This window comes from Streptomyces sp. NPDC101160 (genome assembly GCF_044768205.1).
Classification (GTDB): Bacteria; Actinomycetota; Actinomycetes; order Streptomycetales; family Streptomycetaceae; genus Streptomyces.
The window spans coordinates 127,257-152,618 of record NZ_JBIWPJ010000010.1 but is presented as its reverse complement, the minus strand read 5'-3'; the positions used below and the strand labels follow the sequence as shown (position 1 = coordinate 152,618).

Genomic DNA, 25,362 nt, shown 5'->3' with positions numbered 1-25,362 from the left:
GCTCGACCATACGTCCCGCGAAACGGACATTCCGCACGGGTATGGACGACCGGGGGCGGTATTGACGTGATCCTGATGGGCGCGGCCGGAGGACGGCCGCTCAGTGCTCGATGATCTCGCCGTCGCTCAGTTCGAGCACCCGGTCGGCGAGGCCGAGGAGCTGGGAGTCGTGGGTGGCGACCAGGGCCGTGCAGCCCTCGCTGCGGACCACGGCGCGCAGCAGCTCCATGACCGCGAGGCCGGTCTCGGCGTCCAGCTGTCCGGTCGGCTCGTCGGCGATCAGCAGCGCGGGCCGGTTGGCGAGGGCTCGCGCGATGGCGACCCGCTGCTGCTGGCCGCCGGAGAGCTCCCCGGGGCGCTGGGCGGCGTGGTCGGCGAGCCCCACCAGGGCGAGCAGCAGGGCGACCCGCTCCTCGCGCTCCTTGGGGTCGGCCTTGCGCAGCCGCATCGGCACGCCGACGTTCTCGGCGGCGGACAGGATCGGTATCAGCCCGAAGGACTGGAAGATGAAGCCGATCTTGTCGCGGCGCAGCTCCAGGAGGCCTTCCTCGCCGAGCTCGGCGAGGTCGATGCCGTCGATGACGATGCGGCCCCGGTCGGCGGTGTCGAGGCCGCCCACCAGGTTGAGCAGGGTGGTCTTGCCGGAACCGGAGCGGCCCTTGAGGGCGACCAGCTCACCGCGCGGGATGTCGAAGGAGACTCCGCGCAGGGCGTGCACGGCGGCCTCGCCCGTCCCGTACGAACGGTGCAGGTTCTCCACCCGGACCATCGGCGCGCCGGCCGGGTCCTCGATGACGGCCGTGCCGGTACGCGCGTTGCTCTCACTCACCGTGAAACCCCCCTGGTTCGAACGTGTGCGCCGCCAGTATGTGCCGATCACGAGGGCGGGTGCCAGGCCTGTGGACAACGGCCTGTGGACAACGCACGGTGGGCCGCTCCCCGTGCGGGGAGCGGCCCACCGATTCGATGTTCTCGCGGGTCAGCGGACCTCGGAGATCTCCGGTCCGCGCTGGAGCTGGCCCATGCCGCCGGAGAACCGCGAGCCGGCCTGGTCGTCTGCCTGCACGCCGTCCGGCACCATCTGGGCGTCGTTGGGCAGCTTGAGGACGATCGGGTCGCGCGGGGCCATCGGGCCCTCACCGCGGACGACCACGGTGTCGCGCACGATCTGCTCGAGCAGGCCGGCGGCCTCGGGCTGCACGGCGCCCTGCCCGGAGATCACACCGCGCAGGAACCAGCGGGGGCCGTCGACACCCACGAAGCGCACCAGCTGGACGCCCCGGTTGCCGTCGGGCAGCTGCACCGGGACCTGGGCGCGCAGCTCCCAGCCCAGCGGGCCCTCGACCTCCTCGATGGCGCCGCCCTGCTGGGTGATGCCCCCGGCGATCTCGTCGCGGACCTCGCCCCAGATGCCCTCGTTCTTGGGCGCGGCGAACGCCTGCAGCTGGACGGCGCTGTCGCGCAGCACGACGGTGGCCGCGACGATCGCGTCGCCCGCCACCTCCACGCGCAGCTCCATGCCCTCGACGCCGGGCACGAAGAGGCCGCCGAGGTCGACGCGCCCCTCCTCCGGCTTGCTGACCTCGGAAATGTCCCAGGGCCCGTCGGGCCGCGGCGCCGGCGGAAGGTTCACCCGGCGCGACTCGCCGGCGGCGTCATCGGTGTCGACGGCATCGACGACCTGCTCGGCCTCGCCCGCTGCGTCAGCGGTACCGCTCTTCTTGCGACGTCCGAACACGTCACTGTCCTTCCCGGTCGGATACGACCGAAGCGTATCGATTCCCACCCGTAGAGCCGTCCACGGCGGCATGACCGCCGGTGGACCCGAAGCCCCCCTCGGCCCGCGCGGAGCCGGGAAGCTCCGCCACCTCGTGGAAGCGCACCTTCTCGACCTGCTGGACGACCAGCTGGGCGATCCGGTCGAACCGTTCGAACCGCACGCTCTCGCGCGGGTCCAGATTGACCACGATCACCTTGATCTCTCCACGGTACCCGGCATCGACCGTCCCTGGGGCATTCACGAGCGCGACGCCGCAGCGGGCGGCGAGGCCGGAGCGCGGGTGGACGAAGGCGGCGTAGCCGTCGGGGAGGGCGATGGAGACCCCGGTGGGCAGCACGGCCCGCTCCCCCGGGGCGAGCTCGGCGGCCTCGGTGGTCACCAGATCGGCACCGGCGTCGCCGGGGTGGCCGTACGCCGGGATCGGCACGTCCGGGTCCAGGCGGCGGATGAGTACGTCGACGGGATTGCGCATCAGGGGTTCACCTCGAAGGCGCGGGCGCGCCTGACCTGGTCGGGGTCGGACATGGCGGCCTGGATCTCCTCCGGGCGCCCGTTGTCGATGAAGTGGTCGACCTTGACCTCGATGAAGAGGGCGTCGGCGCGGACGGCGACGGGGCCCTCGGGCCCGCCGATCCGGCCGACGGCGGTCGAGTAGATCTTGCGGCCGTGCACGGCGGTGACCTCGGCCTCCAGGTGGAGCACGGTGCCGACCGGCACGGGCCGGGCGAAGTCGGTCTCCAGGCGTCCGGTCACGGCGATGACGCGGAGCAGCCAGTTCAGGGAGCCGAGGGTCTCGTCGAGCGCGGTGGCGAGGACGCCGCCGTGCGCGAGACCGGGCGCGCCCTGGTGGTCGGGGGTCACGGTGAACTCGGCGGTGACGGTCACGCCCTCGCCCGCGCGGGCCTCCAGGTGGAGGCCGTGGGGCTGCCCGCCGCCGCACCCGAAGCAGTACTCGTAGTGCGCGCCGAGGAGCTCGCCGGGGGCGGGCGCGTCAGGGTGGCGGACCGGCGCTATGGCGTCGGCCGGCGGGGTGAGAGCGGGCGATGTTCCTGTCACAGGCGCAGACCTTACCCGCGCGGCCGGGCGCGGGTCTCGCCGTGCCAAGCTTGGACGCATGCAGCAGCCTTCCGCACCGTCCCCCGCACAGCCCGCCGCGCCGAGCTTCGACGAGCGCCTGACCGCGCCACGCTCGTGGTGGGTGATCGTGGGACTGTTCGGTCTGTCCGGCGCCCTGATCATGTTCCCGCTGGGTCCGGTGGCGACGCTGGCCGGCCTGATCGTGGTGGCGGCGCTGGCCGCGGCGGCGGTCTCCTCGTACGGTTCGGCCCGCGTCCGGGTGGTGGCCGGTTCGCTGGTCGCCGGGGACGCGCGGATTCCGGTGTCGGCGCTCGGGGCGCCCGAGGTGCTCGACGCCGAGGAGGCGCGCGCCTGGCGCACGCACAAGGCCGATCCGCGCGCCTTCATGGTGATGCGCAGCTACGTGCCGCAGGCGGTACGTGTCGAGGTGACGGACCCGGCGGACCCGACGCCGTACGTCTACCTGTCCAGCCGGAACCCCGAGGGCCTCGTGGCGGCCCTGGAGAAGGCCCGCGCCGAGGCGACCGCATAGGGCCCGGCGGTCCAGGCCGGCCTCTGGAGGAGGCTCGCCGTCCGCCTCTGAAGGAGTCGCGCCGTCCACCCCTTGAGGAGTTCTCGGCGTCTGCCCCCTGAGGAGCCTCAGCGGTCTCCCAGGGGCTAGAAGTCGATCTCCTTGGGATTCTCCGGCTGCTCCAGCGGGGGCAGCGCCGGGAGGGCGTCCCAGGGGATCTGGCGGGCGCGCAGGTCCCTGCGGATGTGCCCGGCGACCTTCCTGGTGTCCCGCCGGTTCATGACGGCGCCGACGGCGGCGCCCACCAGGAACGGGGTGAGGTTCGGGACGTTGCGCATCATGCGCTTCGTGATCTGCTGGCGCAGTTCGCGCTTGAGCTGTCCGCCGAGGGCCGCGTTGACGGTGGTGGGCCGGGTGGGGTCGATGCCGCGCTCCTCCGCCCAGGAGGTCAGGTACGCGGTCGAGCGCTGGGTGAGTGTGCCGGGCGGCCGGAGGCCGTAGACCTCGTGCAGCTCGGCGATGAGCTTCAGTTCGATGGCGGCGACGCCGGTGATCTCCGCGGCGAGCTCGGCGGGCATCGCGGGCGGTACGGGCAGCATCGCGGCGGCGCCGATGCCGGCGCCGACGGTGGCGCTGGCGTTGGCCGCGCCGAGGACGAGCTTGTCGGCGAGCTGCTCCGGGCCGAGCCCGGGGAACTGCCGGCGCAGGGTGGCCAGGTCCCGTACGGGCACGCGCGGGGCCAGCTCGATGAGCCGGTCCGCGAGATAGCCGATGCCGGCCCTGGCGCCCTGACCGCCGCGCTTCACTCCGCGCCGTACGGCGTCGATGCGGGCGCTGTCGAGCCTGATGCGGTCGAGCTGGACGCGCGCGGGGTTGGCCACGCGCCTCAGGACGCCCCCCGTGCGGGCCTGGGAGGCCTCGGGGGTGCCGTCGGGTCGGTCCGGGTCCGGAACGGCCCGGAGGGCGGCGTCCGCTGCTTCGAGCGAGGCCGGATGGCCTCGCCCGTCGTCACGTGCGCCAGGTGTGGGCAGGTGGGCGGAGTGCTCGGCCGAGGACGCGTCGAGGACGCCCTCCGCCGGGCCTGAGCCGCCCTGGTACGTCTCCGGCCTCCCGGGGAGCCGGAGCCGCCGCTTCCGAGACGGTCGAGACGGTGTGTCGCCTGCCACGGCCGCTCGATCTCAGTCGCAGTCGCGGCAGATCGGCTGGCCGTTCTTCTCCCGAGCCAGCTGGCTGCGGTGGTGCACGAGGAAGCAGCTCATGCAGGTGAACTCGTCCGCCTGCTTCGGCAGCACTCGGACCGCCAGCTCCTCGTTCGAGAGGTCGGCGCCCGGGAGCTCGAGGCCCTCGGCGGCCTCGAACTCGTCGACGTCGACGGTCGAGGTCGACTTGTCGTTGCGGCGGGCCTTCAGTTCTTCAAGGCTGTCCGAGTCGACGTCGTCGTCGGTCTTGCGTGGGGTGTCGTAATCCGTTGCCATGTCGCTCTCCCCCTCTGGGTGGTTTGCGGTGTCTCCAGCGCACGTAACGCGTGAGAGGCCGGACTTGTGCCCGACCCGAGGCGGAGATTTTGCCTCACATCAAGGTCTGTTACTCAATCGACACCCAATCCGCCCTCTCACGAGTGATCGGCTTTGGGTGGCGAACCGGACCGTACACGGTCCGCCGGACCTCCTTCACGGGCGCCACCCCGTCTACTTCCCGTCATTCGGACCCCTGGAAACCCGGACTTTTCCGGGTTTTCCGAGAGAATTCGCGATCACGGAGAGTGGAGGACCGGACACTCAATCCTGTGATCGATCACACAGGACCGTCTCAGGAATGAGAACCGGAAATTTAGCGCAAGGCGAACAAATCCGGTCGGCACATGCAGTGTAGTCAGATCGGCAGGGTGACCCTCATCACGAGCCCGCCGCCCTCGCGAGGCTCGGCGATGATACGGCCGCCGTGGGCACGCGCCACGGAGCGCGCGATGGAAAGGCCGAGGCCGACGCCCTTGTCGCTGCCGGTGCGCTCCTGGCGGAGCCGCCGGAATGGCTCGAAAAGATTGTCGATCTCGTACGCGGGGACCACGGGCCCGGTGTTGGACACCTCCAGGACCGCCTGGCCGTTCTGGGTCGAGGTGACGACCTCGACCCAGCCGTCCTCCGGGACGTTGTACCGGACGGCGTTCTGCACCAGGTTCAGCGCGATCCGTTCGAGCAGCACACCGTTGCCCTGGACCACGGCAGGGGCCCGCTCGCCGCGGAACTCCACGCCCTTGGCCTCGGCCTCGGCGTGCACCTGGTCCATGGCCCGGGAGGCGACCTCGGCGAGGTCGACCGGTTTCCGCTCGACGATCTCGTTGTCGCTGCGGGCGAGCAGCAGCAGGCCCTCGACGAGCTGCTCGCTGCGCTCGTTGGTGGCGAGCAGGGTCTTGCCGAGCTGCTGGAGCTCCACCGGCGCCCCCGGGTCCGAGAGCTGGACCTCCAGGAGCGTGCGGTTGATCGCCAGCGGCGTGCGCAGCTCGTGCGAGGCGTTCGCGACGAAGCGCTGCTGGGCGCTGAAGGCGCGCTCCAGGCGCTCCAGCATCTCGTCGAAGGTGTCGGCGAGCTCCTTGAGCTCGTCGTCCGGGCCGTCCAGCTCGATCCGCCGGGAGAGATCGGATCCGGCCACCTGGCGGGCGGTGCGGGTGATCCGGCCGAGCGGGGAGAGCACCCGGCCGGCCATCGCGTAGCCGAAGGCGAAGGCGATGATGCTCAGGCCGAGCAGGGCGAACAGCGAGCGGCGCAGCAGGTCGTCCAGGGCGAGGTCGCTCTGGTGGCGCAGACATATCGAGGCGGCGTTGTTGATCTGCTCGCCGGTGGACTTGTCGGGCAGGTTGCACCAGTCGGTGGTGGCCGTGACCGTGCCGCTGACCACCTTGAAGGGCAGCTCGGAGGTGCTCTCGCGGAGCGCCTGCGCGGTGAACAGGTAGATGATCGCGAGCAGCAGGATGCCGGCGATCAGGAACATCCCGCCGTAGAGGAGCGTGAGTCTTATCCGGATGGTCGGGCGCAGCAGCGGGCGGACCGGGTCACGGGGGTCCCAGGTCGGTTTCGGGGGCGCGTGCAGGGGCGCCGGGGTCTGGGCCATCGGTTCAGATCCGGTATCCCGAGCCGGGGACGGTGACGATGACCGGAGGCTCGCCCAGCTTGCGGCGCAAGGTCATCACGGTGACCCGGACCACGTTGGTGAACGGGTCGGTGTTCTCGTCCCACGCCTTCTCGAGCAGCTGCTCGGCCGAGACGACCGCGCCCTCGCTGCGCATCAGGACCTCCAGGACCGCGAACTCCTTGGGCGCCAGCTGGACCTCCTTGCCGTCGCGGAAGACCTCGCGGCGGTTGGGGTCGAGCTTGATGCCGGCGCGCTCCAGGACGGGCGGGAGCGGGACGGTGGTGCGGCGGCCCAGGGCGCGGACGCGGGCGATGAGCTCGGTGAAGGCGAAGGGCTTGGGAAGGTAGTCGTCGGCGCCGAGCTCCAGGCCCTCGACGCGGTCGCTGACGTCGCCGGAGGCGGTGAGCATCAGGACGCGGGTGGGCATGCCGAGTTCGACGATCTTGCGGCAGACGTCGTCGCCGTGGACCAGCGGGAGGTCGCGGTCGAGGACGACGACGTCGTAGTCGTTCACCCCCACGCGCTCCAGGGCGGCGGCGCCGTCGTACACGACGTCGACCGCCATGGCCTCCCGGCGCAGGCCGGTGGCCACCGCATCCGCGAGCAGCTGCTCGTCTTCGACGACGAGTACGCGCACGTCTGTAGATCCTTTCCTGGGCCCCGGTCCTGGAGGTCCTGGACGCGGACGGGCGGTTTCGCGCACTGACTGTGCGTGTCCATCCTGCCCCGAACGCGCGTAAACCGGCTGTAAGACGGCGGTCTGCGGCTCCCGACCGCGTCCGCCGCGCCGGGCGCCGCGGGCATGGCCGGAAGAATTCACCTGAATCGTGGGCCAGTTGAGGTTTCCCTGAGGAAGGCGTTGGGGAGGACGACTAGCAACCCCGCGATCACGCCCCGTGGACGGCATGCCGTCCACCACTCTCTGTCCCCCAGGGGTTGCGGTGCGTGATCCACCACTCCGGGCACTCTTCGTGCCACGACCCACGACGAGGGGGCGCACGATGGACGCTTTCACCGCAGGGCTGCTGCACCGCATCAGGACCACGCAGTCCGACCTCACGCGCGCTCGTGAGGCGGGCGACGACTTCCTGGTGGAGGTCGAGCAGGCCGAGCTGGACGACCTGCACCGCCTGGCCGCCGAACACGGCGTGGAGGTCGGCGCGGCCAGCGCCTGACCACCGACGTGAGCGGGCCCCCGGGAGTCACCGACTCCCGGGGGCCCGCTCGCGTTTTCGGCATCCCCGCACGCCTGCGGTTTCGTGCGAACGTGCCTGCTCAGTCGTGCCAGGCGCCCGCGTCCTCCAGGAACTCCTGCAGCACCCCGAACAGCCCCGCCGACGCGGCCAGCGCCAGCTCGCCCGACGGCGGCTCGCCGGGGCGGCCGCCGGTCAGGGCGCCGGCCTCGCGGGCGATCAGGTCGCCCGCCGCGAGGTCCCAGGGGTTGAGGCCGCGCTCGTAGTAGGCGTCGAGGCGGCCCGCGGCGACGTCGCAGAGGTCGATGGCGGCGGAGCCGGCCCGGCGGATGTCGCGGACCTGCGGGAGCAGGCGCTGGGCGACGTCGGCCTGGTGGGCGCGGCGGTTCTGGAGGTAGCCGAAGCCGGTGGCCACGAGGGCCTGGTCGAGCTCCGGCGAGGGGCGGGCGGCGAGCCGGCGGTCGCCGAGCCAGGCGCCGCCGCCGAGGACCGCGTGGAAGGTCTCGCCGCGCATCGGGACCTCCACGACGCCGACGACGGTCTCGCCGTCCCGCTCGGCGGCGATGGAGACGGACCAGGTCGGCAGCCCGTAGAGGTAGTTCACGGTGCCGTCGAGCGGGTCGATGACCCAGCGCACCCCGCTGGTGCCGGGGGTGGCCGCGCCCTCCTCGCCGAGGAACCCGTCGTGCGGGCGGTGCTCGGCGAGGAAGCCGGTGATCAGCTTCTCGGCGGCGATGTCCATCTCGGTGACCACGTCGATGGCGCTCGACTTGGTCCTGGCCACCGCCAGGTCGTCGGGCCGCCCGTCGCGCAGCAGGGCGCCGGCGTGGCGCCCGGCCGCCAGGGCCAGGTCGAGAAGTTCCTGCAGCAGGGGATCGGTCACGGAAACGGTCTCCTTGTGCGTGCGGATCACGGGTGCGAGCGAGTCGGGTCAGGCGTACGGGCTGTCGGCGCCTGCCGCGGCCGGGCGCTCCGCGCGGGCGGGGCAGCAGCCGATCGGGCAGAGGTCGTGGGACGGCCCGAGCGCGCCCAGGGCGCAGCGCTCGACCCGCTGTCCGCGCTCGCCGGCGGCGCGCTCCAGGACGAGCTCGCGCACGGCCGCGGCGAACCGCGGGTCGGCCCCGACGGTGGCCGAGCGCCGCACGGGAAGCCCGAGCTCGGCGGCCTTGGCGGTGGCCTCGGTGTCGAGGTCGTACAGGACCTCCATGTGGTCCGAGACGAAGCCGATCGGCACCATGACGACGGCCGGGGCCCCGGCGCCGTGCAGTTCCTCCAGGTGGTCGCAGATGTCGGGCTCCAGCCACGGGATGTGCGGGGCGCCGCTGCGCGACTGGTAGACGAGCTGCCAGGGGTGCTCGACGCCGGTCTCCTCGCGGACCGCGTCGGCGATCAGCCGGGCGACGTCGAGGTGCTGCTTCACATAGGCGCCGCCGTCGCCGTGGTCGGCGACGGGGCCGGAGCTGTCGGCGGCGGAGTCGGGGATGGAGTGCGTGGTGAAGGCCAGGTGGGCCCCGTCGCGCACGGACTCGTCGAGCTCGGCGAGGGAGGCGAGGACGCCCTCGATCATGGGCCGGACGAAGCCGGGGTGGTTGAAGTAGTGCCGCAGCTTGTCGACGCGCGGCAGCGGCAGCCCCTCCGCCTCCAGCTCGGCGAGGGAGTCGGCCAGGTTCTCCCGGTACTGCCGGCAGCCGGAGTACGAGGCGTACGCGCTGGTGGCGAGGACGGCGATGTGGCGCCGGCCGTCGGCGACCATCTCGCGCAGGGTGTCGGTGAGGTACGGCGCCCAGTTCCGGTTGCCCCAGTAGACCGGCAGGTCGAGGCCGGCCCCGGCGAAGTCGGCGCGCAGCGCGTCGAGCAGGGCGCGGTTCTGGTCGTTGATGGGGCTGACGCCGCCGAAGAGGAAGTAGTGCTGCCCCACTTCCTTCAGCCGTTCCTTGGGGATGCCGCGGCCGCGGGTCACGTTCTCCAGGAACGGGACCACGTCGTCGGGGCCCTCGGGGCCGCCGAAGGAGAGCAGCAGCAGGGCGTCGTACGGGGCGGGATCGAGCTCGTCGGACATGGCACCGATCCTCCCACCCGGGTCCGACAGCCGAGGTCTCGGCCCGACTGAAAAAGTCGAGTGACCAAATCAGTTCAACACCGTAGGCTTTAGCTATTAATTACACGAGCCACGGAAGCCCGGAGATCCCCTTGCCCAGTCCCTATCGCGCGATCTTCGCGGCACCCGGCACCCGGGCCTTCTCCGTCGCGGGCTTCCTCGGGCGGATGCCGCTGTCCATGATGGGCATCGGCATCGTCACGATGATCTCGCAGGTCACCGGGCGGTACGGGCTGGCCGGCGCGCTCTCCGCGACCCTCGCCATGTCCGCCGCCGTGCTCGGCCCGCAGATATCGCGCCTGGTCGACCGGCACGGTCAGCGGCGGGTGCTGCGCCCGGCGACCCTGATCTCGCTCCTGGCGGCCGCGGGACTGCTCCTGTGCGTGCAGTTCGGAGCGCCGGACTGGACGCTGTTCGTGTTCACCGCCTTCGTCGGCTGTGTGCCGAGCCTCGGCGCGATGACCCGCGCCCGCTGGGCGAACATCTACCGGGGCGAGGCCCGGCAGCTGCACACCGCGTACTCGTGGGAGTCGATCGTCGACGAGGTGTGCTTCATCTTCGGCCCGATCATCTCCATCGGCCTGTCGACCGTGTGGTTCCCGGAGGCCGGTCCGCTGCTCGCCGGGGTCTTCCTCGCCATCGGAGTCTTCTGGCTGACCGCGCAGCGCGCCACCGAGCCCGCCCCGCACCCGCGCGAGGGGCACTCCGGCGGCTCCGCGCTGCGCTCCCCCGGCCTGCAGATCCTGACCCTGGCCTTCGTGGCCACCGGCGCCGTCTTCGGCTCGGTCGACGTCGTGACCGTCGCCTTCGCCCAGGAGCAGGGCCACAAGGCGGCGGCGAGTCTGGTGCTGGCCGTGTACGCGCTCGGCTCCTGCGTCGCCGGCGCCGTCTTCGGACTGCTCCACCTCAAGGGCGATCCGTCGCGGCGCTGGCTCGTGGGGGTGTGCGCGATGGCCGTGAGTATGATCCCCCTCCTACTGGCCGGGAACCTGCCGTTGCTGGCCGTGGCGCTCTTTGTCGCGGGCCTGTCCATCGCGCCGACGATGGTGACCACGATGGCCCTCGTCGAAGCGCACGTACCGCAGACCAAGCTGACCGAGGGCATGACCTGGACAGGGACCGGGCTCGCGATCGGTGTGGCGCTCGGCTCCTCGGCCGCCGGCTGGGTGGTCGACGCGTCCGGAGCGGAGTCGGCGTACGTGGTGCCCGTGCTCTCGGGCGCGGTCGCGGTCGCGGTGGCGCTCCTGGGCTTCCGCCGGCTGGGCAGGCCGGCGCCGACGCGGGAGGGGCAGCGTGAGCAGGACGAGCACACAGGGGTCGCGGGGGCAGGGGTCGGGGAGCGCCGTGACGACGGGCAGCCCGTGGCGTAACTGGGCGGGGAACGTCACCGCCCGTCCGGTGCGGGAGGTCAGCCCGGCCTCCGCCGAGGAGGTCGCCGACGCGGTGCGCAGGGCCGCCGAGGACGGCCTCGCGGTGAAGACGGTCGGCACCGGCCACTCCTTCACCTCGATCGCCGCCACCGACGGCGTGCTCATCCGGCCCGGGCTGCTCACCGGCATCCGCCGGATCGACCGCGAGGCGATGACCGTGACCGTGGAGTCCGGCACGCCGCTCAAGCGGCTGAACGTGGCGCTGGCCCGCGAGGGCCTGTCGCTCACGAACATGGGCGACATCATGGAGCAGACGGTGGCCGGCGCCACGTCCACGGGCACCCACGGCACCGGCCGCGACTCGGCGTCCATCGCCGCCCAGATCCGCGCGCTCGAACTGGTCACCGCCGACGGGCGCCTGATGACCTGCTCGAAGACGGGGACCGAAGAGGAACGCGCGGTCTTCGCCGCCGCCCGGATCGGCCTGGGCGCGCTCGGCGTGGTCACGGCGATCACCTTCGCCGTGGAGCCGGTCTTCCTGCTCACCGCGCGCGAGGAGCCGATGTCCTTCGACCGGGTGACTTCGGAGTTCGACGCGCTGCACGCGGAGAACGAGCACTTCGAGTTCTACTGGTTCCCGCACACCGACAACTGCAACACCAAGCGCAACAACCGCAGTCAGGGCCCCGCCGCCCCGGTCGGACGGCTCGGCGGCTGGTTCGAGGACGAGTTCCTCTCCAACGGCGTCTTCCAGGTCGCCTGCGCGCTGGGCCGCGCGGTGCCGCCGGTCGTCCCGACGGTGGCCAGGATCTCCAGCCGGGCGCTCTCGGCCCGTACCTACACGGACATCCCGTACAAGGTCTTCACCTCGCCGCGCCGGGTGCGCTTCCTGGAGATGGAGTACGCGCTGCCACGGGCGGCGGCGGTCCCGGCGCTGCGCGAGCTCAAGGCGATGATCGAGCGCTCGCCGCTGAAGGTGAGTTTCCCGGTCGAGGTGCGTACGGCGCCCGCGGACGACATCGCCCTGTCGACGGCCTCGGACCGGGAGACCGCGTACATCGCGGTGCACCTCTACAAGGGCACGCCCCACCACGGCTACTTCACCGCGGTCGAGCGGATCATGACCGAGCACGGCGGCCGGCCGCACTGGGGCAAGGTGCACACCAGGGACGCGGCCTACTTCGAGAAGCTCTACCCGCGCTTCGCGGAGTTCAGGGCGCTGCGGGACCGGCTGGACCCGGAGCGGCGCTTCGGCAACGACTACCTGCGGCGGGTGCTGGGCGACTGACGGGCGGTCACCCGGCCGGGGGCGTCCCGGTGCTCGCCGGCGGGGTGGTCGGAGGCTCGGTCGTGGGCTCTTCGGTGGGTTCGGTGGTGGGTTCGGTGGTGGGTTCGGCGGTTCCGGTGGACGCGGAGGGCGTGGGCGTCGGGGTCCCGGTGGGGTCGGGGACGGCCGAGCCGGTACCGCCGCCGCCGGGGGTACGGCCCGGGGACGGCGCCCCTGGACCGGCACCCCGCTCCCCCTCCGGCTTCCGTGGCGGCGGCTCGTCCTTCCCGGTTCCACCGCCCCGCACCGCCGAGCCGAAGGTCGTGCTGCCCTTGGTGCCGCCGAGGTCCTGACCCGAGGTCAGCTCGTACGCGGTGATGCCGCCCATCGCGAGCAGGAAGACCGCGGCGGCGGCAAGGGCGGGGCGCTTCCAGCCGCGCATCCGGGTGCCGTGCGTGGTGGGCTCGCCGAACTCCCCGGTCTCCGGGGCCCGCTTCGGCTGCCTCGCCGGGGCGGTGGCGCGCATCTGCTCGCCGGTGCGCTTGAAGAGGTGCTGGAGGACGGGGCCGCCGCAGGTGGCGATGACGCTGATCACACCGGCGCCGAGGATGGTGCCGTAGACACCGAGGCTGGAGGCGAGCTTGGCGGCGACCACGGCGGCGACGGCGCTGCCCGCGACCTGAGGGACGCTCAGGTCGAAGCGTTTCCTCACTTCCGTGTTGCCGCGACCCGTGCCGCTGTGCGTGCCGTTGTCCGGCGTGTGGCGCATGTCCAGCCCCTGCTTGTTCATCAGTTCCACCGTGCACCCAGAAGGGACATATGGGCGAAGGGATTAGTTCCGTTTCCGGTGGTTCTGTGAAGAGCGACACCCGGCACGCCGGAGCCCGCAGACTCAACTCCCGCGCACCCCGAGAAGTTGGGCGGCGCGCCTGTCCACCCACATGGCCCGAATGGAGTACTGTGGCGAGCCCTGGGTCCGGATTCCCTCATGGGTGTCCGCACGGCGACCCGCGACTCAGTGTGACGGCCCGTCACTCTGTGTCGTGAACTGGTAACCGTGCCATAACGGCGGTTCAGGGTCCAGGCCCGACACGCCGGGCAACTCGGCAGGGTTGTGGCAGGCTGCACCCGGGCAGGCCACACTCGACTAGCGGAAGCAGCGACGCACGTGACGTCGGCAGGCACCACCCGGGAGGTTCCCATGCCCGAACTGCGTGTCGTGGCCGTCTCGAACGACGGCACACGACTGGTGCTGAAGGCTGCGGACAGCACGGAGTACACGCTTCCGATCGACGAGCGGCTGCGTGCCGCGGTGCGCAACGACCGCGCGCGGCTCGGCCAGATCGAGATCGAGGTCGAGAGCCACCTCCGCCCCCGTGACATCCAGGCCCGGATACGTGCCGGTGCCTCCGCTGAGGAGGTCGCGCAGCTCGCCGGCATCCCCGTCGACCGGGTACGCCGCTTCGAGGGCCCGGTGCTCGCGGAGCGCGCGTTCATGGCCGAGCGCGCCCGCAAGACCCCCGTGCGCCGGCCCGGCGAGAACACCGGACCGCAGCTCGGCGAGGCGGTGCAGGAGCGACTGCTGCTGCGCGGCGCCGAGAAGGACACCGTGCAGTGGGACTCCTGGCGCCGGGACGACGGCACCTGGGAGGTGCTGCTCGTCTACCGGGTGGCCGGCGAGGTGCACACGGCGAGCTGGACGTACGACCCGCCGCGACGGCTCGTCCAGGCCGTCGACGATGAGGCGCGCGCCCTGATCGGCGAGACCGACGACACCCTGGCCGCCGTACCGGAGCCGAGCTTCCCCTTCGTCCCGCGGATCGCCCGGCTGCCCCGGGACCGGCCACTGGACCGCGCGCTCGACCGCCAGATCGACCGGACGCCTGCCCCGGCGCCCGAGCCGGAGGAGGAGCGCGACTCGCTCACCAGCCTCCTGGAGGCCGTGCCGAGCTTCCGCGGCGACATGGTCGTCCCGGAGCCGTCCGACACCGAACCCTCCGACGAGGTCGAGGCGGCGGAGCCCCCGGCCCCGGCGGCCTCCGCGGGCGCCGGCTCCGCGTACGCGGACGTCCTGATGCCCCGCGCGGTCTCGGGCCACCGCGACCGGCTGCACGGTGCCACCGACCGCCAGGCCGAGGCCGACGGCGTCCGCCCGGGCCGCCGCGCGGCGGTTCCCAGCTGGGACGAGATCGTCTTCGGCACGCGCCGCAAGAAGCAGGAGTGACCCACGCAGGTCGTACGAGAAGGGGCCCGCGCCACGCCGGTGGCGCGGGCCCCTTTCGCGTGCGGGCCGCCTACTACTGCGGGTCCGGGCCCTTGGCGACCGGGCGGGCCGGATCGGCGGACCACTCGGACCAGGAGCCCGCGTAGAGGGCCGCGGGGAAGCCGGCGATCTTCAGGGCGAGCACCTCGTGGGCGCCGGAGACGCCGGAGCCGCAGTAGACGGCGACCTCCGGTGCCTCGGCCGCGCCCAGGGCGGTGAAGCGGCCGGTCAGCTCCTCGGCCGACAGGAAGCGCCCGTCCGGTCCCACGTTCTCCGTGGTCGGCGCGGAGACCGCGCCCGGGATGTGGCCGCCGACCGGGTCGATGGGCTCGACGTCGCCGCGGTAGCGCTCCGCGGCCCGTGCGTCCAGGAGGAGGCCCGAGCGGGCCAGGGCGGCCGCGCCGTCGGCGTCGAGCAGTCCGAGGGCGCCGGCGTCCGGCTTCGGCTGGAAATCGCCCGGTGCGGGCGCCGGGGTCTCCTGGGAGAGCTCACCCGTCCAGGCGGTGAGGCCGCCGTCGAGGACCCGCACGTTCGGGTGACCCGTCCAGCGGAGCAGCCACCAGGCGCGGGCCGCTCCCCAGCCGAGGCCGCCGTCGTAGACGACGACCGGGGTGTCCGCGGAGACACCCGCGCGGCGCATCGCCGCGCCGAAGACCTCCAGGTCGGGCAGCGGGTGCCGGCCGCCCTTCCCGGGCGGGCCCGCCAGCTCGGTGTCCAGGTCGACGTAGACGGCGCCGGGCAGGTGCCCGGCCGCGTACTCGGGCCCGCCGGGCGGGCCACCGAGGGTCCAGCGGACGTCCAGCAGGACCGGGGGCGTCGCCCCCGCCGACTCGCTCAAGAGTTCGGTTGCGGAGATGATGGGCTTCATAGGTGCCATCCTCGCTCAGCGCCCGGGGCGCGAGAGCCGCTTCGGGGTGCGAACATCGGCGGGGCCGTACCGCTGCCGCATGTGTACGGAGGGCCCGCGGCGGGCAGTGACCCGCCGCGGAGCCTCCGTACAGCCCGCCGGCCCCCACCTCGTACGGCCACTGGCGAGGAGAGAGTGACGATGACCGAGGCGACTCGGCGCACCCCCGGCACACCCTGTTGGGTGAGCCTGATGGTGCATGGACTTGACGCGACGCAGGAGTTCTACGCGGCGCTGTTCGGCTGGGAGTTCGTGCCGGGCCCCCAGCAGCTCGGCCCGTACGTGCGCGCGCTGCTCGACGGCAGGGAAGTGGCCGGGATCGGCCAGCTGCCGCCGGACCGGCATCTGCCGATCGCCTGGACGACCTACCTCGCCACCGACGACGCCGACGAGACGGCGGAGACCATCCGCTGCTGCGGCGGCACGGTCGCGGTCGGCCCGCTCGACGCGGGCGAGGCCGGACGGATGGTGATCTGCTCGGACCCGGCCGGCGCCGTCTTCGGCGTCTGGCAGGCCGAGGCCCACCACGGCACGGCGGCCGCCGGACCGCCCGGCACACCGGTCTGGAACGAGCTGCTCACGTACGAGACGGCCCCGGTCGGCAAGTTCTACCGGACGATCTTCGACTACGAGGTGGAGCCCCTCGTCTCCGCCGACCTCGACTACCTGACCCTGCACCTCGACGGCCGGCCGGTCGCCTCCCTGCACGGCGTCGGCACGGCACTGCCCCGGGACCGGGGCGCGCACTGGATGACGTACTTCGAGGTCGAGGACGTGGACGCGTCGGCCCGCCTGGTCGCGGAGCTCGGCGGCCAGGTGGTCCGCCCGCCGCGCGAGGGCACGGCGGGGCGGCTCGCCCTGGTGGCGGACCCGGAGGGCGCGGTCTTCACCCTCGTACGGTCCGCGAGAGAGGGCGACAGCGACTAGGACCGCACCGGAACGGGAAGCTCCAGCTCCGCGAGGCGCTCCTCGGGGAAGTGGAGCGCGGCCGCCGGTCCGGTGGCGTGCTCCGTGACGTACCGGAGCGTCTCGGCCCGCAGCCCCGGGTGCGCGGTCGGCCGCATGCAGTGGGCGACCGCCCGCAGCAGCGGTGCGAGGCTGTCGGGCGCAGCGCCGGGGACGCGGGGTGCGGCGCCGCTCTCCAGGTCGGGCACGATGTGGTCGACGACGGTGAGCGGGACGCGGTTGCTGTTCTCGTACGGGGTGAGCCGGGCGAGGACGGTGTCGGTGCCGACGCGCGCGACGGGCACGCCGAAGTAGACGGCGGCGGTGAGCATGGCGGTGGAGAAGCAGCCGACGACGAGCCGCGGGCGGCAGCGCTCGTAGAAGGTCTCGGCGAGCAGCGGCCCGTCCACGACGGTGAGCGTGACTCCGGTCCGGGCGGCCTCCTCCTGCAGCGCGTTCGAGTAGCCGGCCGGGGCGGTCGGGTGCGGCTTGAAGACGACCGAGCGGTGGCCGGCCGCGGCGGCGCCACGGAGCATCCGGACGTGCAGCTCCTCTTCCTCCTCGACGGTGAGGATGCCGAGGACGGCGAGGTACTGGCCGAGCAGCAGCGCCCCGGGCCCGGCGGCGGCCGCCTCGGCGAGCTGCGGGTCGTCGCCCGCGTCCGCCGCGATCTCCCGGAGGACGGCGCGGAAGGCGTCGTCGGGGACGAGCTCCGAGCCGACCCCGTACTCGGTGAGCAGCAGCGGACGCAGGCCCGGCACCAGGTCGAGGTGGAGGACGCGGCGGACCCGGCAGGCGATCGACTGGGGCAGCTCGTCGCGGGTGGGGCCGTAGCTCATCAGGCCGTCGGCGTAGACGTGCACGGCGCTCTCGGCGAAGACGGCGGCGAGTGCCTTGGCCGGGTTGACCTGGATGGACTCGACGATCACCTCCACGGTGGCGGTGCCGAGGCGCCAGGCGGTGCGGAAGACGCGCTGCCAGAGCGGTGCCTCCTCGGGGCGGGGCGCCCAGGAGCTGGGGTGGTGCGGGTGGACGGCCTCGTTCCAGTCGACGACCTCGTCGAAGCGGCTCGCGATCCGGTCGTAGCCGGTCATCGAGTCGAGGCGGACGGCGGTCTCGGGGATCTCGGCGTTGTTCGAGACGAGGAGCAGCCGGCGGGCGTGGCCGGGGCCGCCGAACTGTCCGGCGTCGATCGCGGCGGCCGCGGTGGCGGCTCCGTAGAGCGTCGACACCTGGAAGATCTGAACGCGGTCGTGCGCCATGGGTCAGGCGGCCTTTCCGGTGTCGCGCAGGCTCCTGAGCAGGGTGCTGCGGGTGGTGTCCATGGTCGCGAGGGTCTCGTCGAGGACCGGCTGCGGCATCCGGCGCAGCGCGTCGGCGACATCGCGCCGGAGCCGCTTGGCCACGGCCGGCTCGTACTGGTCGGCCTTCGCCATGTGGAAGGCGATCATCGCGCAGTAGGTGCGGACGGCCTTGGGCAGGAAGCGGTCGGCGTCGCGGTCCCGGGAGACCTCGTCGAGCAGCAGGTCGTACGAGGGGATGAAGTCCAGCTGCCGGTTGTCGGTGATCTGGGTCAGCGAGGTGGTGACGCCGCGCCGGTAGAAGACGCCGTGCAGGGAGAGCGCCGCGTAGGTGCGCGCGGTGAGGTGCAGCCGCCAGATCCAGAGCCGGTCCTCGGCGGTGCGCAGCTTCGTCTCGAAGCGCGAGGCTCCGTTCTCGAAGAGCCGGGCGCTGTAGATGCCGAACGGGACGAAGGGGTAGTCGACCATCGTCACCATGCTGGCCGGGGCGATGCCGTCCCGGGGGTCCATGACGGTGTCGCGTTCCTTCGCCGGGGCGTAGCGGATCTGGCGGTTCCGGTCGGTCGACAGGACGTGGTCGGTACGGGCGAAGTCGACGCCCAGGCGGTGGATTCCGTCGACCATCGCGCGCAGGTGGCCGGGGGCGTACCAGTCGTCGCCGTCGAGGAAGGTGAGGTAGTCGCCGGTTGCGGCGTCGATGCCGGTGTTGCGGGCCTGCGCGACGCCGAGGTTGGTCTCGTGGCGGATCACGGTGGCCTGCGGAATGCGGTCCTTCCAGCGGTCCAGGAAGTCCGGGGTGTCGTCCGTGGAATGGTCGTCGACCAGCAGGAACTCGATGTCGGCGCCGTCGGGGTCCGCGTTGTCGGCGAGGCTGCGCAGGGTGTCGGGGGCGTAGGGCCCGACATTGTGGAAGGGCACGATGACGGACAGTTTCGGCACTCGGAGATCCCCAACTCGCGTACAGGTACTGGCGGGCAGACTAGACAGCGCTCTTCTCCGTCGAACGAGCCGCGTGTGCACGAGCGGTGAACTCTTGCCGTCCTGCGGGTTCACGGGAGTGGCGGCGCCGGCGCCGGTGGAGCAGTGCGGTGGCGAGCAGCGCCAGCAGGGCGGCCGCGCCGGCCGCGCCACCGAGCCTGAGGCCCGGCGGCCGGAACGAGCAGGTCACGGAGGTGGCCTTGCCGTCGAGGGGGACGGCGAGCAGGCCGAGGCGGTCCCGCGCGGGCGCCAGGGGCGCGTCGCCGGCCGCACAGCGCCAGCCGGAGATCCGGGGGACGGCGAGGACGGCGGTGCCGGTGCTGCCCGGGGGCAGTTGAGCGGTGATGGTGTGGCCGGTGGTGCGCACGTCGGTGGCGCCGGTGGCGGTGAGCTGCTCGACGGCGGCGGCGAGGCGGGCGGTGACGAGACAGCCGACCGGGTGCGCGGGCAGCCTGAGCCGGGGCGTGGCCTTCGGTTCGGGGCGCAGGTCGATGCGCACGGTGCCGGTGGCCGGGGTGGTGCCGAGCGGCTGCATGGGGCCGAGGACGGCGGGCAGCTTGCCGGCGAAGCCGACGGCGGCTCCGTCGCGCAGGGCGGCGGTGCCCTGGTACTCGGGTGCCCACAGCCACACCTGGGAGCCGGCCGGGCACGTCGCGGTGAGGGTGGCGGTGCCGTCGGCGGCGTCCGTACGGCGCGGGGCGGCCGGCACGTCGTACACCCGGTGGCCGAGGAGCTGTTCCTGTTGGGTGAAGGCGGAGTCGGCCGGCTGCTCGTCGCCCTGCGGATGCACCGTCACGAGCGGCGGTACGGGGGTGTCGGCGACGCTGATGGCGGCCTCGGGCAGCCGGTCGAGGGCGAGCGGGGCCGAGGGCGTGGAGCGCATCCGGGTGCCGATGGAGAAGATCGCGTCGGTGACCGGGTTGTCCAGGCTGACCGGGTGGCGGCCCTTGGCGTAGTAGCCGAAGCCGAGGTCGGCCAGCATGCGGGAGTACGTGTCGGCGGTGAGGCTGCTGTAGTAGTCGGCGCCCTCGCCGCCGACGAGCAGCACGTCGTTGCCGCCGGGGACCTCGCCGGGGTCGGTGCGGTGGCGCGGCCAGGCGTCCTTGGCGGCGACCTCGCGGGTCATGTCGGTGTGCCAGGGGCCGATCCGGGGTGCCCAGGAGACCTCGCTCAGCTGCTGCTCCTCGATGCGCTTGCCGGTCACCAGGGTCTCGCCGGCCTGGGCGGCGAGGAGGAGCACGACGGCGAGGACGGGGAGCAGCCGGCCGCCCCGGCGCCGCCCGAGTACGGCGGAGAGGGCGGCGAGTACGGCCAGGACGGCGGCCGCGGCGACGGCGGGGTAGGTCCAGCGGTCGATGTCGACGCTGTCCTCGGCCGCCCGCGCGACGAACGCGACCAGCGCGGCGCCGCCGAGCAGCGCGCAGATCCCCGGCAGCCCGCGGGCGACGGACAGCCAGGCCGCCATCAGCAGCAGCCCGCACAGCACGAAGGTCTGGCGGTAGGGAATGCCGTTGGGCGAGGCCCCGGCGTGCCAGAGGAGATGGGTCGGCTCCCACTGCAGGGAGAGCGCGACCAGGACTATGGACACGGTCCAGCCGACGCGGACGCGAACGGCGACCGCGCTGTTGAAGGGCAGCGTGAGGGCGAGGGCGAGTGCGGGCGTGCCGATGAAGAGCGCGGGGGTGGCCACGCTCGCGGTGGCCGGCAGGAAGCGGGCGAGGACGTCCGTCCAGGCGGCCGGCGCGAACTCGGTCGGCGGGGTCGGGTCGGCGACCTTGGTGGCCAGGAAGATGACGGTGACGAGCGGGGCGGCGAGCCCGATGCCGATGAGGACGGTACGGGCCGCGCGCAGCAGCCCGGTCAGGCGCGGGCGGCCGGCGGCGACGCCCTTGGGACGCTCGGCTCCGGTGTCCTCGGCCGCGCTGTCCTCGGCCGCGCTGTCCTCGGCCGCGCCGTCCTCGGCTGTCAGGAGCCGGACGACGAGGACGACGGCGGCGCCGATCGTGGCCATGTACGCGGTGTAGAAGTTGGCGAACCAGGCGAGCGCGACGACCAGCGGCCCGAGGACCGGCCGGCGCCCCTTGCGGGCCCACTCCCCCACCAGGCAGAGCAGCGGGAAGGCGACGAGCCCGTCGAGCCACATCGGCACCGTGGCGGCGTAGTTGAAGGTCCAGCCGGAGAGCGCGTACGCGGTGCCGAGAACGGCCGCGACCGGCCAGGGGCCGCGCCTCAGGGTGAGCAGCAGGGCTGCCATCGCGGCGGCCGCGGTGGAGATCTTGGCGGCGGTGACGACGTACAGCGCGAGTTCGGTGCGGTCGGCCGGGAAGAGGACGACGAGCAGGTCGAAGGGGCTGCTCAGGTAGGTGCCGAAGTCGCCGAGGAAGTTGGATCCAAAACCCGATGTCCAGTTCAGGAAGAGATCGCCGTGGGTCTCTCCTAGAAGCAGCCTGCGCCAGTAGGCGTGGAACGGGAGGTACTGCTGGCCCAGGTCGACGATGTTTCGGGTGTGGGATCCGAACGGGTAGCTCCTCGCGAGCCGTCCGGCGAGACAGAACAGCAGGCCGGTGAGCACGGCCGCCCCGGCCGCCGCCCGCAGCCGCGGCCGGGACGGCCGGGACGGGGAGGGCTCGGTCTCGGCTGCGGGTGGCACACGTCCTCCAGAGTCGGTTCTGCTCGGTGAGCGCCGGTACCGGAGTACCGGCGCAGACAGGCATTACCTCCGAGCCGTGCGACCCGCGACCGATCAGCAGGAGGTCCCGCGGTTCACCGGAGGTGAACAGCCGGTGCCCCCGCGACGCCTCGGCGTGTCGGCATCGTCATCTAACATGCCGATCCGGACATCGCATCGGCATACGCACCCAGGCGGAGAGAACCAGTGACCACCCCCGGACGGCTCCTCGTCATCGTCCTCTTCGAGGGCGTCGACCTCCTCGACGTCACCGGGCCGCCCGAGGTGTTCGCCCTGCTGCGGCGCGAGACGGACGACGCGGACGGCTACGAGGTCGTGCTCGCCGCCGAGTCCATGGCACCTGTCACCACCTCCGCCGGCGTGCGCGTGCTGCCCGACCTCACCTTCGCCGAGGCGGCGACGCGGCGCATCGACACGCTGCTCGTGCCCGGCTCCGTCGAGACGGACGCCGACCGCCGGGTGCGAGCCCTGGTCGACCCCGTGGTGGTCGGCTGGGTCCGGACGCTCGCCGAGCGGACCCGGCGGGTCACCTCCGTCTGCGTCGGCGCGCACATCCTGGCCGCGGCCGGGCTGCTCGACGGCCGACGGGCCACCACCCACTGGTCGACGGCACAGCAACTCGCCGCCGAGCACCCGGAGGTGGAGGTCGACGCCGACCCGATCTTCATCCGGGACGGCGACGTGTGGACCGGCGCCGGCATCAGCTCCTGTCTCGACCTGTCGCTCGCGCTGGTGGCGGAGGACTTCGGCGAGCCGACGGCCCTGCGGGTGGCGCGACAGCTGGTCATGTACCTGAAGCGGCCCAGCGGCCAGAGCCAGTTCAGCGTGCCGCTGGAGCCCGTCTCCACCACCCGGCGCGTCGAGGACCTGCGCCACTACGTCACGCGGCACATCGACGGCCCGCTCACCCTCGCGGAGCTCGCCGCGAGCGCGCACGTCAGCGAGCGTCAGCTCACCCGGATCTTCAAGGCGGAACTCGGTACGACCCCGAGCGCGTACGTCGAGTCGGCGCGCGTCGAACGCGCCCGCCATCTGCTGGAGTCCACGGACGCCACCCTCGAACGGATCACGTCGACCTGCGGGTTCGGCACGACCGACACGCTCATCCGGGCGTTCCGGCGGCGGCTCGACACGACGCCGATGGAGTACCGGCGCCGCTTCCGTACGGTGCCCGACAACGGCTAGGCGCCACTTCCGTACCGTTCCCGGACACGGTCAGGCGCCATGTCCGCACCTTCCCGACAACGCTCAGACGCCCCTTCCGCACCGTTCCCGACAACGGTCAGGGGACGTCGGCGACCGGCAGGACGTCCGGGGAGAGCGCGGCGGCGCGGGCGGTCGCGGCCGTCATGCGGCGCCGGTGGTGGCGCCGGCACAGCACCTCGTAGCCGACCTCGTCCCCGCCGTTGACGTCGCCGACGACGACCTGCGCGCCCTCGACGACCATCACGCCGCCGACCGTACGCGCGTTGTGCGTGGCCCGGGCGCCACACCAGCACAGGGCCTCGACCTGGAGGACCTCGACCCGGTCGGCGAGCTCGACGAGCCGCTGCGAGCCCGGGAACAGCTTGGAGCGGAAGTCGGTGGTGATGCCGAAGGCGAAGACGTCGAGCTCCAGGTCGTCGACGACCCGGGCCAGCTGGTCGATCTGCTCGGGCGCGAGGAACTGCGCCTCGTCCGCGATGACGTAGTCGCAGCGCCCGCCCTTCGACAGATGGCTGACGAGGTACGCGTAGAAGTCGAAGCCGTCGGCGGCCTCGACGGCGTCGGTGACCAGGCCGAGCCGGGAGGAGAGCTTGCCCTCGCCGGCGCGGTCCTGGCGGGTGAAGATCATGCCCTGGAGGCCGCGTGCTGAGCGGTTGTGCTCGATCTGAAGAGCCAGGGTGCTCTTTCCGCAGTCCATCGTTCCGGAGAAGAACACCAGCTCGGGCATGGCAGGTCGAGGACCTTTCGGGATTCGGGAGAGAAGGGGCGGAAGGGGACGGGAGGGGGCGGGAAGGCGGGGCGGGCCGGGGCTCAGGAGCGGACTTCGAGGAGCGGCACCAGTTGCTCCGCCGGGGTCATCGACCCGTGCATGCCCACCATGGCGGACTCGTTCGGCTCGTTGACGGAGGCCGTGATGGCCAGGTCGTCCTGGGCGGCGGCGACGACGTCGCCGATCCGGCCGTACACCCGCTCGTCGACCTGCTCGCCGAACCAGCCGAGGGCGATGGCCTCGTCGCGGCCGGCCACCCAGAAGCGGTCGCCGATGACCTCGCGCCAGCAGGTGAGGACGTCGGCCTCGGCGCCGGGGACGGCGTAGACGTGCCGGGCGCGGCCCTCGCCGCCGAGCAGGGCGACGCCGGCGCGCAGCTCCCAGTCCTCGTCGAAGTCGATCCGGTGGTCCTCGTCGAAGGGGATGTCGACCATGCCGTGGTCGGCGGTGACGTAGAGGGCCGCGTGCGGCGGGAGCTGTTCGGCGAGCCGCTGCACCAGCCGGTCGACGAACATCAGCTGGCCGCGCCAGGCGTCGGAGTCGATGCCGAAGCGGTGCCCGGCGCCGTCGAGCTCGCTGTAGTACGTGTAGACGAGCGAGCGGTCGCCGACGGCGAGCTGCTCGGCGGCGAAGTCCATCCGCTCCTCGCCCGAGAGGCGGCCGTGGAAGGTGCCGCCGCTCAGCGCGATCTTGGTGAGCGGGGTGTCCTGGAATATCGGCGAGGAGACCTGGGCCGTGTGGACGCCGGCTTCGTGGGCGAGCTGGAAGACGGTGGGGTACGGCTGCCAGACCCGCGGCGCGGTCCACGGCTTCCAGCGGAGCTGGTTCATCAGCTCGCCGGTCTCCGGGTTGCGCACGGTGTAGCCGGGCAGACCGTGGGCGCCGGGGTGCAGGCCGGTGCCGACCGAGGCGAGCGAGGTCGCGGTGGTGGCGGGGAAGCCCGCGGTGAGGGGCTGTCCGGTGCCGCCGCGCGAGCCGGCGAGCAGCGAGGTCAGGTAGGGCGCCTCGTCGGGGTGGGCCTTGATCTGCTCCCAGCCGAGCCCGTCGATGAGGAAGACGCAGTTGCGGTCGGCGGGCGTGAGCTCGGCGATCCGGGCGTCGAAGCCGGGCACGCCCTGACCGGCGACGAGCGTGGGCAGCAGGTCGCCGAGGGCGCCGGCGCCGTACGCGGGCAGCGGCGCGGTGGCGGGGTCGAGCGGAATCGGTTCGTCGTCCGGCCAGCCCTGGGCGACGGTGGTGGGCTGGACCATCAGCGGGTGGCGGGGGTGGACGGGCCCGCGGCGGTGGCGGCGGACAGGGCCTGGGCGAAGGCGAGGGTCTGCCGGACGGTGTCGGGGCCGTCACCGGCGTCGCTGACCCGCAGGCTGAGGTCGTCGGCGGTGGAGCTGCCGGTGTAGCCGTGGTCGGCGTCGCAGTTGGGGTCGCCGCAGGCGGCCGGCTCCAGGTCGATGCGGGAGACGGCGCCCCAGCCGATGGTGAGGACGACCTCGCGGGGCAGGGTGCCCGGGGTGTACGACTCGGGGTTGGCGACGACCCGGCTGACCACGATCGACGAGATCCGGTCGAGGTTGACGGACTCGGTGGAGGTCGTGGCGTACGGGGTCGGCGAGCTGTTGTCGGCGGACTGCTCGTCGGTGTGGCTGACGATGAACCGGTTGGCCGTCAGGACGAGGACGGTGACGTGGCGCCGCACCTCGTTGGCGTCGAAGGTGGTCTCCTGGTGGACCACGTACGACGAGACGGCCTCGCCGCCTACGGCGGCCTCCACCGCCTCGGCCACGAGGGCCGGGTAATAGCCGCTGCGCTCGATCGCCGCGCGCAGCCCCTGGGTCGTCGTACCGGTCTTCGCCATGGACTCCATCCTACGGGGCTGTGGGGC

At 72.8% G+C, this 25,362-nt stretch carries 25 protein-coding genes; 7 read left to right on the top strand and 18 right to left on the bottom strand.

Annotation, left to right across the window (positions count from 1 at the left end):
* Positions 1–100 precede the first annotated feature (100 nt).
* The 4 genes from ACIRSU_RS30540 to ACIRSU_RS30525 form a co-directional block, all read right to left on the bottom strand.
* Positions 101–769, bottom strand: coding sequence for an ABC transporter ATP-binding protein (locus ACIRSU_RS30540; RefSeq protein ID WP_403799294.1), 669 nt, complete (start codon positions 767–769; stop codon positions 101–103).
* 210 nt (positions 770–979) lie between these two features.
* A complete protein-coding gene (locus ACIRSU_RS30535; protein ID WP_403798919.1) occupies positions 980–1,738 on the bottom strand; it encodes a DUF3710 domain-containing protein in 759 nt (252 codons plus the stop codon).
* A gap of 1 nt (position 1,739) precedes the next feature.
* Positions 1,740–2,252, bottom strand: a complete 513-nt coding sequence (gene dut / locus ACIRSU_RS30530; RefSeq protein WP_403798916.1) for a dUTP diphosphatase — start codon at positions 2,250–2,252, stop codon at positions 1,740–1,742.
* Entirely contained in the window at positions 2,252–2,836 is a 585-nt protein-coding gene (locus ACIRSU_RS30525) for a PaaI family thioesterase (protein WP_403798913.1), read from the bottom strand. Before ACIRSU_RS30525 ends, dut begins: the two co-directional genes overlap by 1 nt.
* A gap of 58 nt (positions 2,837–2,894) precedes the next feature.
* Between ACIRSU_RS30525 and ACIRSU_RS30520 the strand changes: the two genes are divergently transcribed.
* Entirely contained in the window at positions 2,895–3,389 is a 495-nt protein-coding gene (locus ACIRSU_RS30520; protein ID WP_403798911.1) for a DUF3093 domain-containing protein, read from the top strand.
* A 125-nt stretch (positions 3,390–3,514) separates the two neighbouring features.
* Here ACIRSU_RS30520 and ACIRSU_RS30515 read toward each other — a convergent pair whose 3' ends face one another.
* The 4 genes from ACIRSU_RS30515 to ACIRSU_RS30500 all read right to left on the bottom strand — a co-directional run bounded on the left by ACIRSU_RS30515 (position 3,515) and on the right by ACIRSU_RS30500 (position 7,134).
* Positions 3,515–4,534 (bottom strand): hypothetical protein, encoded by a 1,020-nt coding sequence (locus ACIRSU_RS30515; protein WP_403798908.1) that lies wholly within the window; start codon positions 4,532–4,534, stop codon positions 3,515–3,517.
* 12 nt (positions 4,535–4,546) lie between these two features.
* A complete protein-coding gene (locus ACIRSU_RS30510; RefSeq protein WP_003955561.1) occupies positions 4,547–4,843 on the bottom strand; it encodes a DUF4193 domain-containing protein in 297 nt (98 codons plus the stop codon).
* Positions 4,844–5,240: 397 nt separating this feature from the next.
* A complete protein-coding gene (locus ACIRSU_RS30505) occupies positions 5,241–6,476 on the bottom strand; it encodes a sensor histidine kinase (protein WP_403798907.1) in 1,236 nt (411 codons plus the stop codon).
* Positions 6,477–6,480: 4 nt separating this feature from the next.
* Positions 6,481–7,134, bottom strand: coding sequence for a response regulator transcription factor (locus ACIRSU_RS30500; protein ID WP_403798905.1), 654 nt, complete (start codon positions 7,132–7,134; stop codon positions 6,481–6,483).
* Between the two features lie 364 nt (positions 7,135–7,498).
* Between ACIRSU_RS30500 and ACIRSU_RS30495 the strand changes: the two genes are divergently transcribed.
* Positions 7,499–7,672: a hypothetical protein gene (locus ACIRSU_RS30495; RefSeq protein ID WP_403798902.1), complete on the top strand. Its 174-nt coding sequence runs from the start codon at positions 7,499–7,501 to the stop codon at positions 7,670–7,672.
* A 100-nt stretch (positions 7,673–7,772) separates the two neighbouring features.
* Here ACIRSU_RS30495 and ACIRSU_RS30490 read toward each other — a convergent pair whose 3' ends face one another.
* Together ACIRSU_RS30490 and ACIRSU_RS30485 are read right to left on the bottom strand one after the other, a co-directional pair.
* The gene (locus ACIRSU_RS30490) at positions 7,773–8,573 is read right to left on the bottom strand and encodes an inositol monophosphatase family protein (RefSeq protein ID WP_403798899.1); all 801 of its coding nucleotides are present in this window, start codon (positions 8,571–8,573) and stop codon (positions 7,773–7,775) included.
* Between the two features lie 48 nt (positions 8,574–8,621).
* A complete protein-coding gene (locus ACIRSU_RS30485) occupies positions 8,622–9,749 on the bottom strand; it encodes a ferrochelatase (RefSeq protein WP_403798896.1) in 1,128 nt (375 codons plus the stop codon).
* 131 nt (positions 9,750–9,880) lie between these two features.
* Between ACIRSU_RS30485 and ACIRSU_RS30480 the strand changes: the two genes are divergently transcribed.
* Entirely contained in the window at positions 9,881–11,158 is a 1,278-nt protein-coding gene (locus ACIRSU_RS30480; protein WP_403798894.1) for an MFS transporter, read from the top strand.
* Positions 11,133–12,446 (top strand): D-arabinono-1,4-lactone oxidase, encoded by a 1,314-nt coding sequence (locus ACIRSU_RS30475; RefSeq protein ID WP_403798891.1) that lies wholly within the window; start codon positions 11,133–11,135, stop codon positions 12,444–12,446. The genes ACIRSU_RS30480 and ACIRSU_RS30475 overlap by 26 nt, the downstream gene beginning before the upstream one ends.
* A 7-nt stretch (positions 12,447–12,453) precedes the next feature.
* Here ACIRSU_RS30475 and ACIRSU_RS30470 read toward each other — a convergent pair whose 3' ends face one another.
* Positions 12,454–13,215: a hypothetical protein gene (locus ACIRSU_RS30470; protein WP_403798889.1), complete on the bottom strand. Its 762-nt coding sequence runs from the start codon at positions 13,213–13,215 to the stop codon at positions 12,454–12,456.
* 378 nt (positions 13,216–13,593) lie between these two features.
* Here ACIRSU_RS30470 and sepH point away from each other — a divergent pair, with 378 nt between their 5' ends.
* Complete coding sequence (sepH, locus tag ACIRSU_RS30465) at positions 13,594–14,649, top strand: septation protein SepH (protein WP_403798886.1); 1,056 nt, start codon at positions 13,594–13,596, stop codon at positions 14,647–14,649.
* 73 nt (positions 14,650–14,722) lie between these two features.
* On the opposite strand, the gene ACIRSU_RS30460 is transcribed toward sepH, so the two are convergent.
* Positions 14,723–15,556 (bottom strand): sulfurtransferase, encoded by an 834-nt coding sequence (locus ACIRSU_RS30460; RefSeq protein WP_403798883.1) that lies wholly within the window; start codon positions 15,554–15,556, stop codon positions 14,723–14,725.
* A gap of 180 nt (positions 15,557–15,736) precedes the next feature.
* On the opposite strand from ACIRSU_RS30460, the gene ACIRSU_RS30455 reads away from it, so the two are divergent.
* The gene (locus tag ACIRSU_RS30455; protein ID WP_403798880.1) at positions 15,737–16,522 is read left to right on the top strand and encodes a VOC family protein; all 786 of its coding nucleotides are present in this window, start codon (positions 15,737–15,739) and stop codon (positions 16,520–16,522) included.
* On the opposite strand, the gene ACIRSU_RS30450 is transcribed toward ACIRSU_RS30455, so the two are convergent.
* Genes ACIRSU_RS30450 through ACIRSU_RS30440 form a run of 3 tightly spaced genes read right to left on the bottom strand, consistent with a single transcriptional unit; the run spans position 16,519 to position 21,469 of the window.
* A complete protein-coding gene (locus ACIRSU_RS30450) occupies positions 16,519–17,802 on the bottom strand; it encodes a polysialyltransferase family glycosyltransferase (RefSeq protein WP_403798877.1) in 1,284 nt (427 codons plus the stop codon). The genes ACIRSU_RS30455 and ACIRSU_RS30450 overlap by 4 nt on opposite strands.
* A gap of 3 nt (positions 17,803–17,805) precedes the next feature.
* Entirely contained in the window at positions 17,806–18,780 is a 975-nt protein-coding gene (locus tag ACIRSU_RS30445; RefSeq protein WP_403798875.1) for a glycosyltransferase family 2 protein, read from the bottom strand.
* Positions 18,781–18,820: 40 nt separating this feature from the next.
* Complete coding sequence (locus ACIRSU_RS30440) at positions 18,821–21,469, bottom strand: YfhO family protein (RefSeq protein WP_403798872.1); 2,649 nt, start codon at positions 21,467–21,469, stop codon at positions 18,821–18,823.
* A 225-nt stretch (positions 21,470–21,694) separates the two neighbouring features.
* Here ACIRSU_RS30440 and ACIRSU_RS30435 point away from each other — a divergent pair, with 225 nt between their 5' ends.
* Positions 21,695–22,693, top strand: a complete 999-nt coding sequence (locus ACIRSU_RS30435) for a GlxA family transcriptional regulator (protein ID WP_403798869.1) — start codon at positions 21,695–21,697, stop codon at positions 22,691–22,693.
* Positions 22,694–22,790: 97 nt separating this feature from the next.
* Here the strand turns inward: ACIRSU_RS30435 and ACIRSU_RS30430 are convergent, their stop codons facing one another.
* From ACIRSU_RS30430 to ACIRSU_RS30420, 3 genes are all read right to left on the bottom strand, one after another.
* Positions 22,791–23,441, bottom strand: a complete 651-nt coding sequence (locus ACIRSU_RS30430; RefSeq protein ID WP_403798866.1) for a thymidine kinase — start codon at positions 23,439–23,441, stop codon at positions 22,791–22,793.
* 83 nt (positions 23,442–23,524) lie between these two features.
* Positions 23,525–24,733 (bottom strand): alkaline phosphatase family protein, encoded by a 1,209-nt coding sequence (locus ACIRSU_RS30425; protein ID WP_403798863.1) that lies wholly within the window; start codon positions 24,731–24,733, stop codon positions 23,525–23,527.
* Complete coding sequence (locus ACIRSU_RS30420) at positions 24,733–25,335, bottom strand: DUF5998 family protein (protein ID WP_403798860.1); 603 nt, start codon at positions 25,333–25,335, stop codon at positions 24,733–24,735. The genes ACIRSU_RS30425 and ACIRSU_RS30420 overlap by 1 nt, the downstream gene beginning before the upstream one ends.
* Between the last annotated feature and the right edge of the window lie 27 nt (positions 25,336–25,362).

Coding starts and splice junctions, on each gene's coding strand:
- ACIRSU_RS30540 (WP_403799294.1), bottom strand. CDS start 769: ATGGTCCGGGTGGAGAACCTGCACCGTTCGTACGGGACGGGCGAGGCC.
- dut (WP_403798916.1), bottom strand. CDS start 2,252: ATGCGCAATCCCGTCGACGTACTCATCCGCCGCCTGGACCCGGACGTG.
- ACIRSU_RS30520 (WP_403798911.1), top strand. CDS start 2,895: ATGCAGCAGCCTTCCGCACCGTCCCCCGCACAGCCCGCCGCGCCGAGC.
- ACIRSU_RS30510 (WP_003955561.1), bottom strand. CDS start 4,843: ATGGCAACGGATTACGACACCCCACGCAAGACCGACGACGACGTCGAC.
- ACIRSU_RS30505 (WP_403798907.1), bottom strand. CDS start 6,476: ATGGCCCAGACCCCGGCGCCCCTGCACGCGCCCCCGAAACCGACCTGG.
- ACIRSU_RS30495 (WP_403798902.1), top strand. CDS start 7,499: ATGGACGCTTTCACCGCAGGGCTGCTGCACCGCATCAGGACCACGCAG.
- ACIRSU_RS30485 (WP_403798896.1), bottom strand. CDS start 9,749: ATGTCCGACGAGCTCGATCCCGCCCCGTACGACGCCCTGCTGCTGCTC.
- ACIRSU_RS30470 (WP_403798889.1), bottom strand. CDS start 13,215: ATGAACAAGCAGGGGCTGGACATGCGCCACACGCCGGACAACGGCACG.
- ACIRSU_RS30460 (WP_403798883.1), bottom strand. CDS start 15,556: ATGAAGCCCATCATCTCCGCAACCGAACTCTTGAGCGAGTCGGCGGGG.
- ACIRSU_RS30455 (WP_403798880.1), top strand. CDS start 15,737: ATGACCGAGGCGACTCGGCGCACCCCCGGCACACCCTGTTGGGTGAGC.
- ACIRSU_RS30450 (WP_403798877.1), bottom strand. CDS start 17,802: ATGGCGCACGACCGCGTTCAGATCTTCCAGGTGTCGACGCTCTACGGA.
- ACIRSU_RS30430 (WP_403798866.1), bottom strand. CDS start 23,441: ATGCCCGAGCTGGTGTTCTTCTCCGGAACGATGGACTGCGGAAAGAGC.
- ACIRSU_RS30425 (WP_403798863.1), bottom strand. CDS start 24,733: ATGGTCCAGCCCACCACCGTCGCCCAGGGCTGGCCGGACGACGAACCG.
- ACIRSU_RS30420 (WP_403798860.1), bottom strand. CDS start 25,335: ATGGCGAAGACCGGTACGACGACCCAGGGGCTGCGCGCGGCGATCGAG.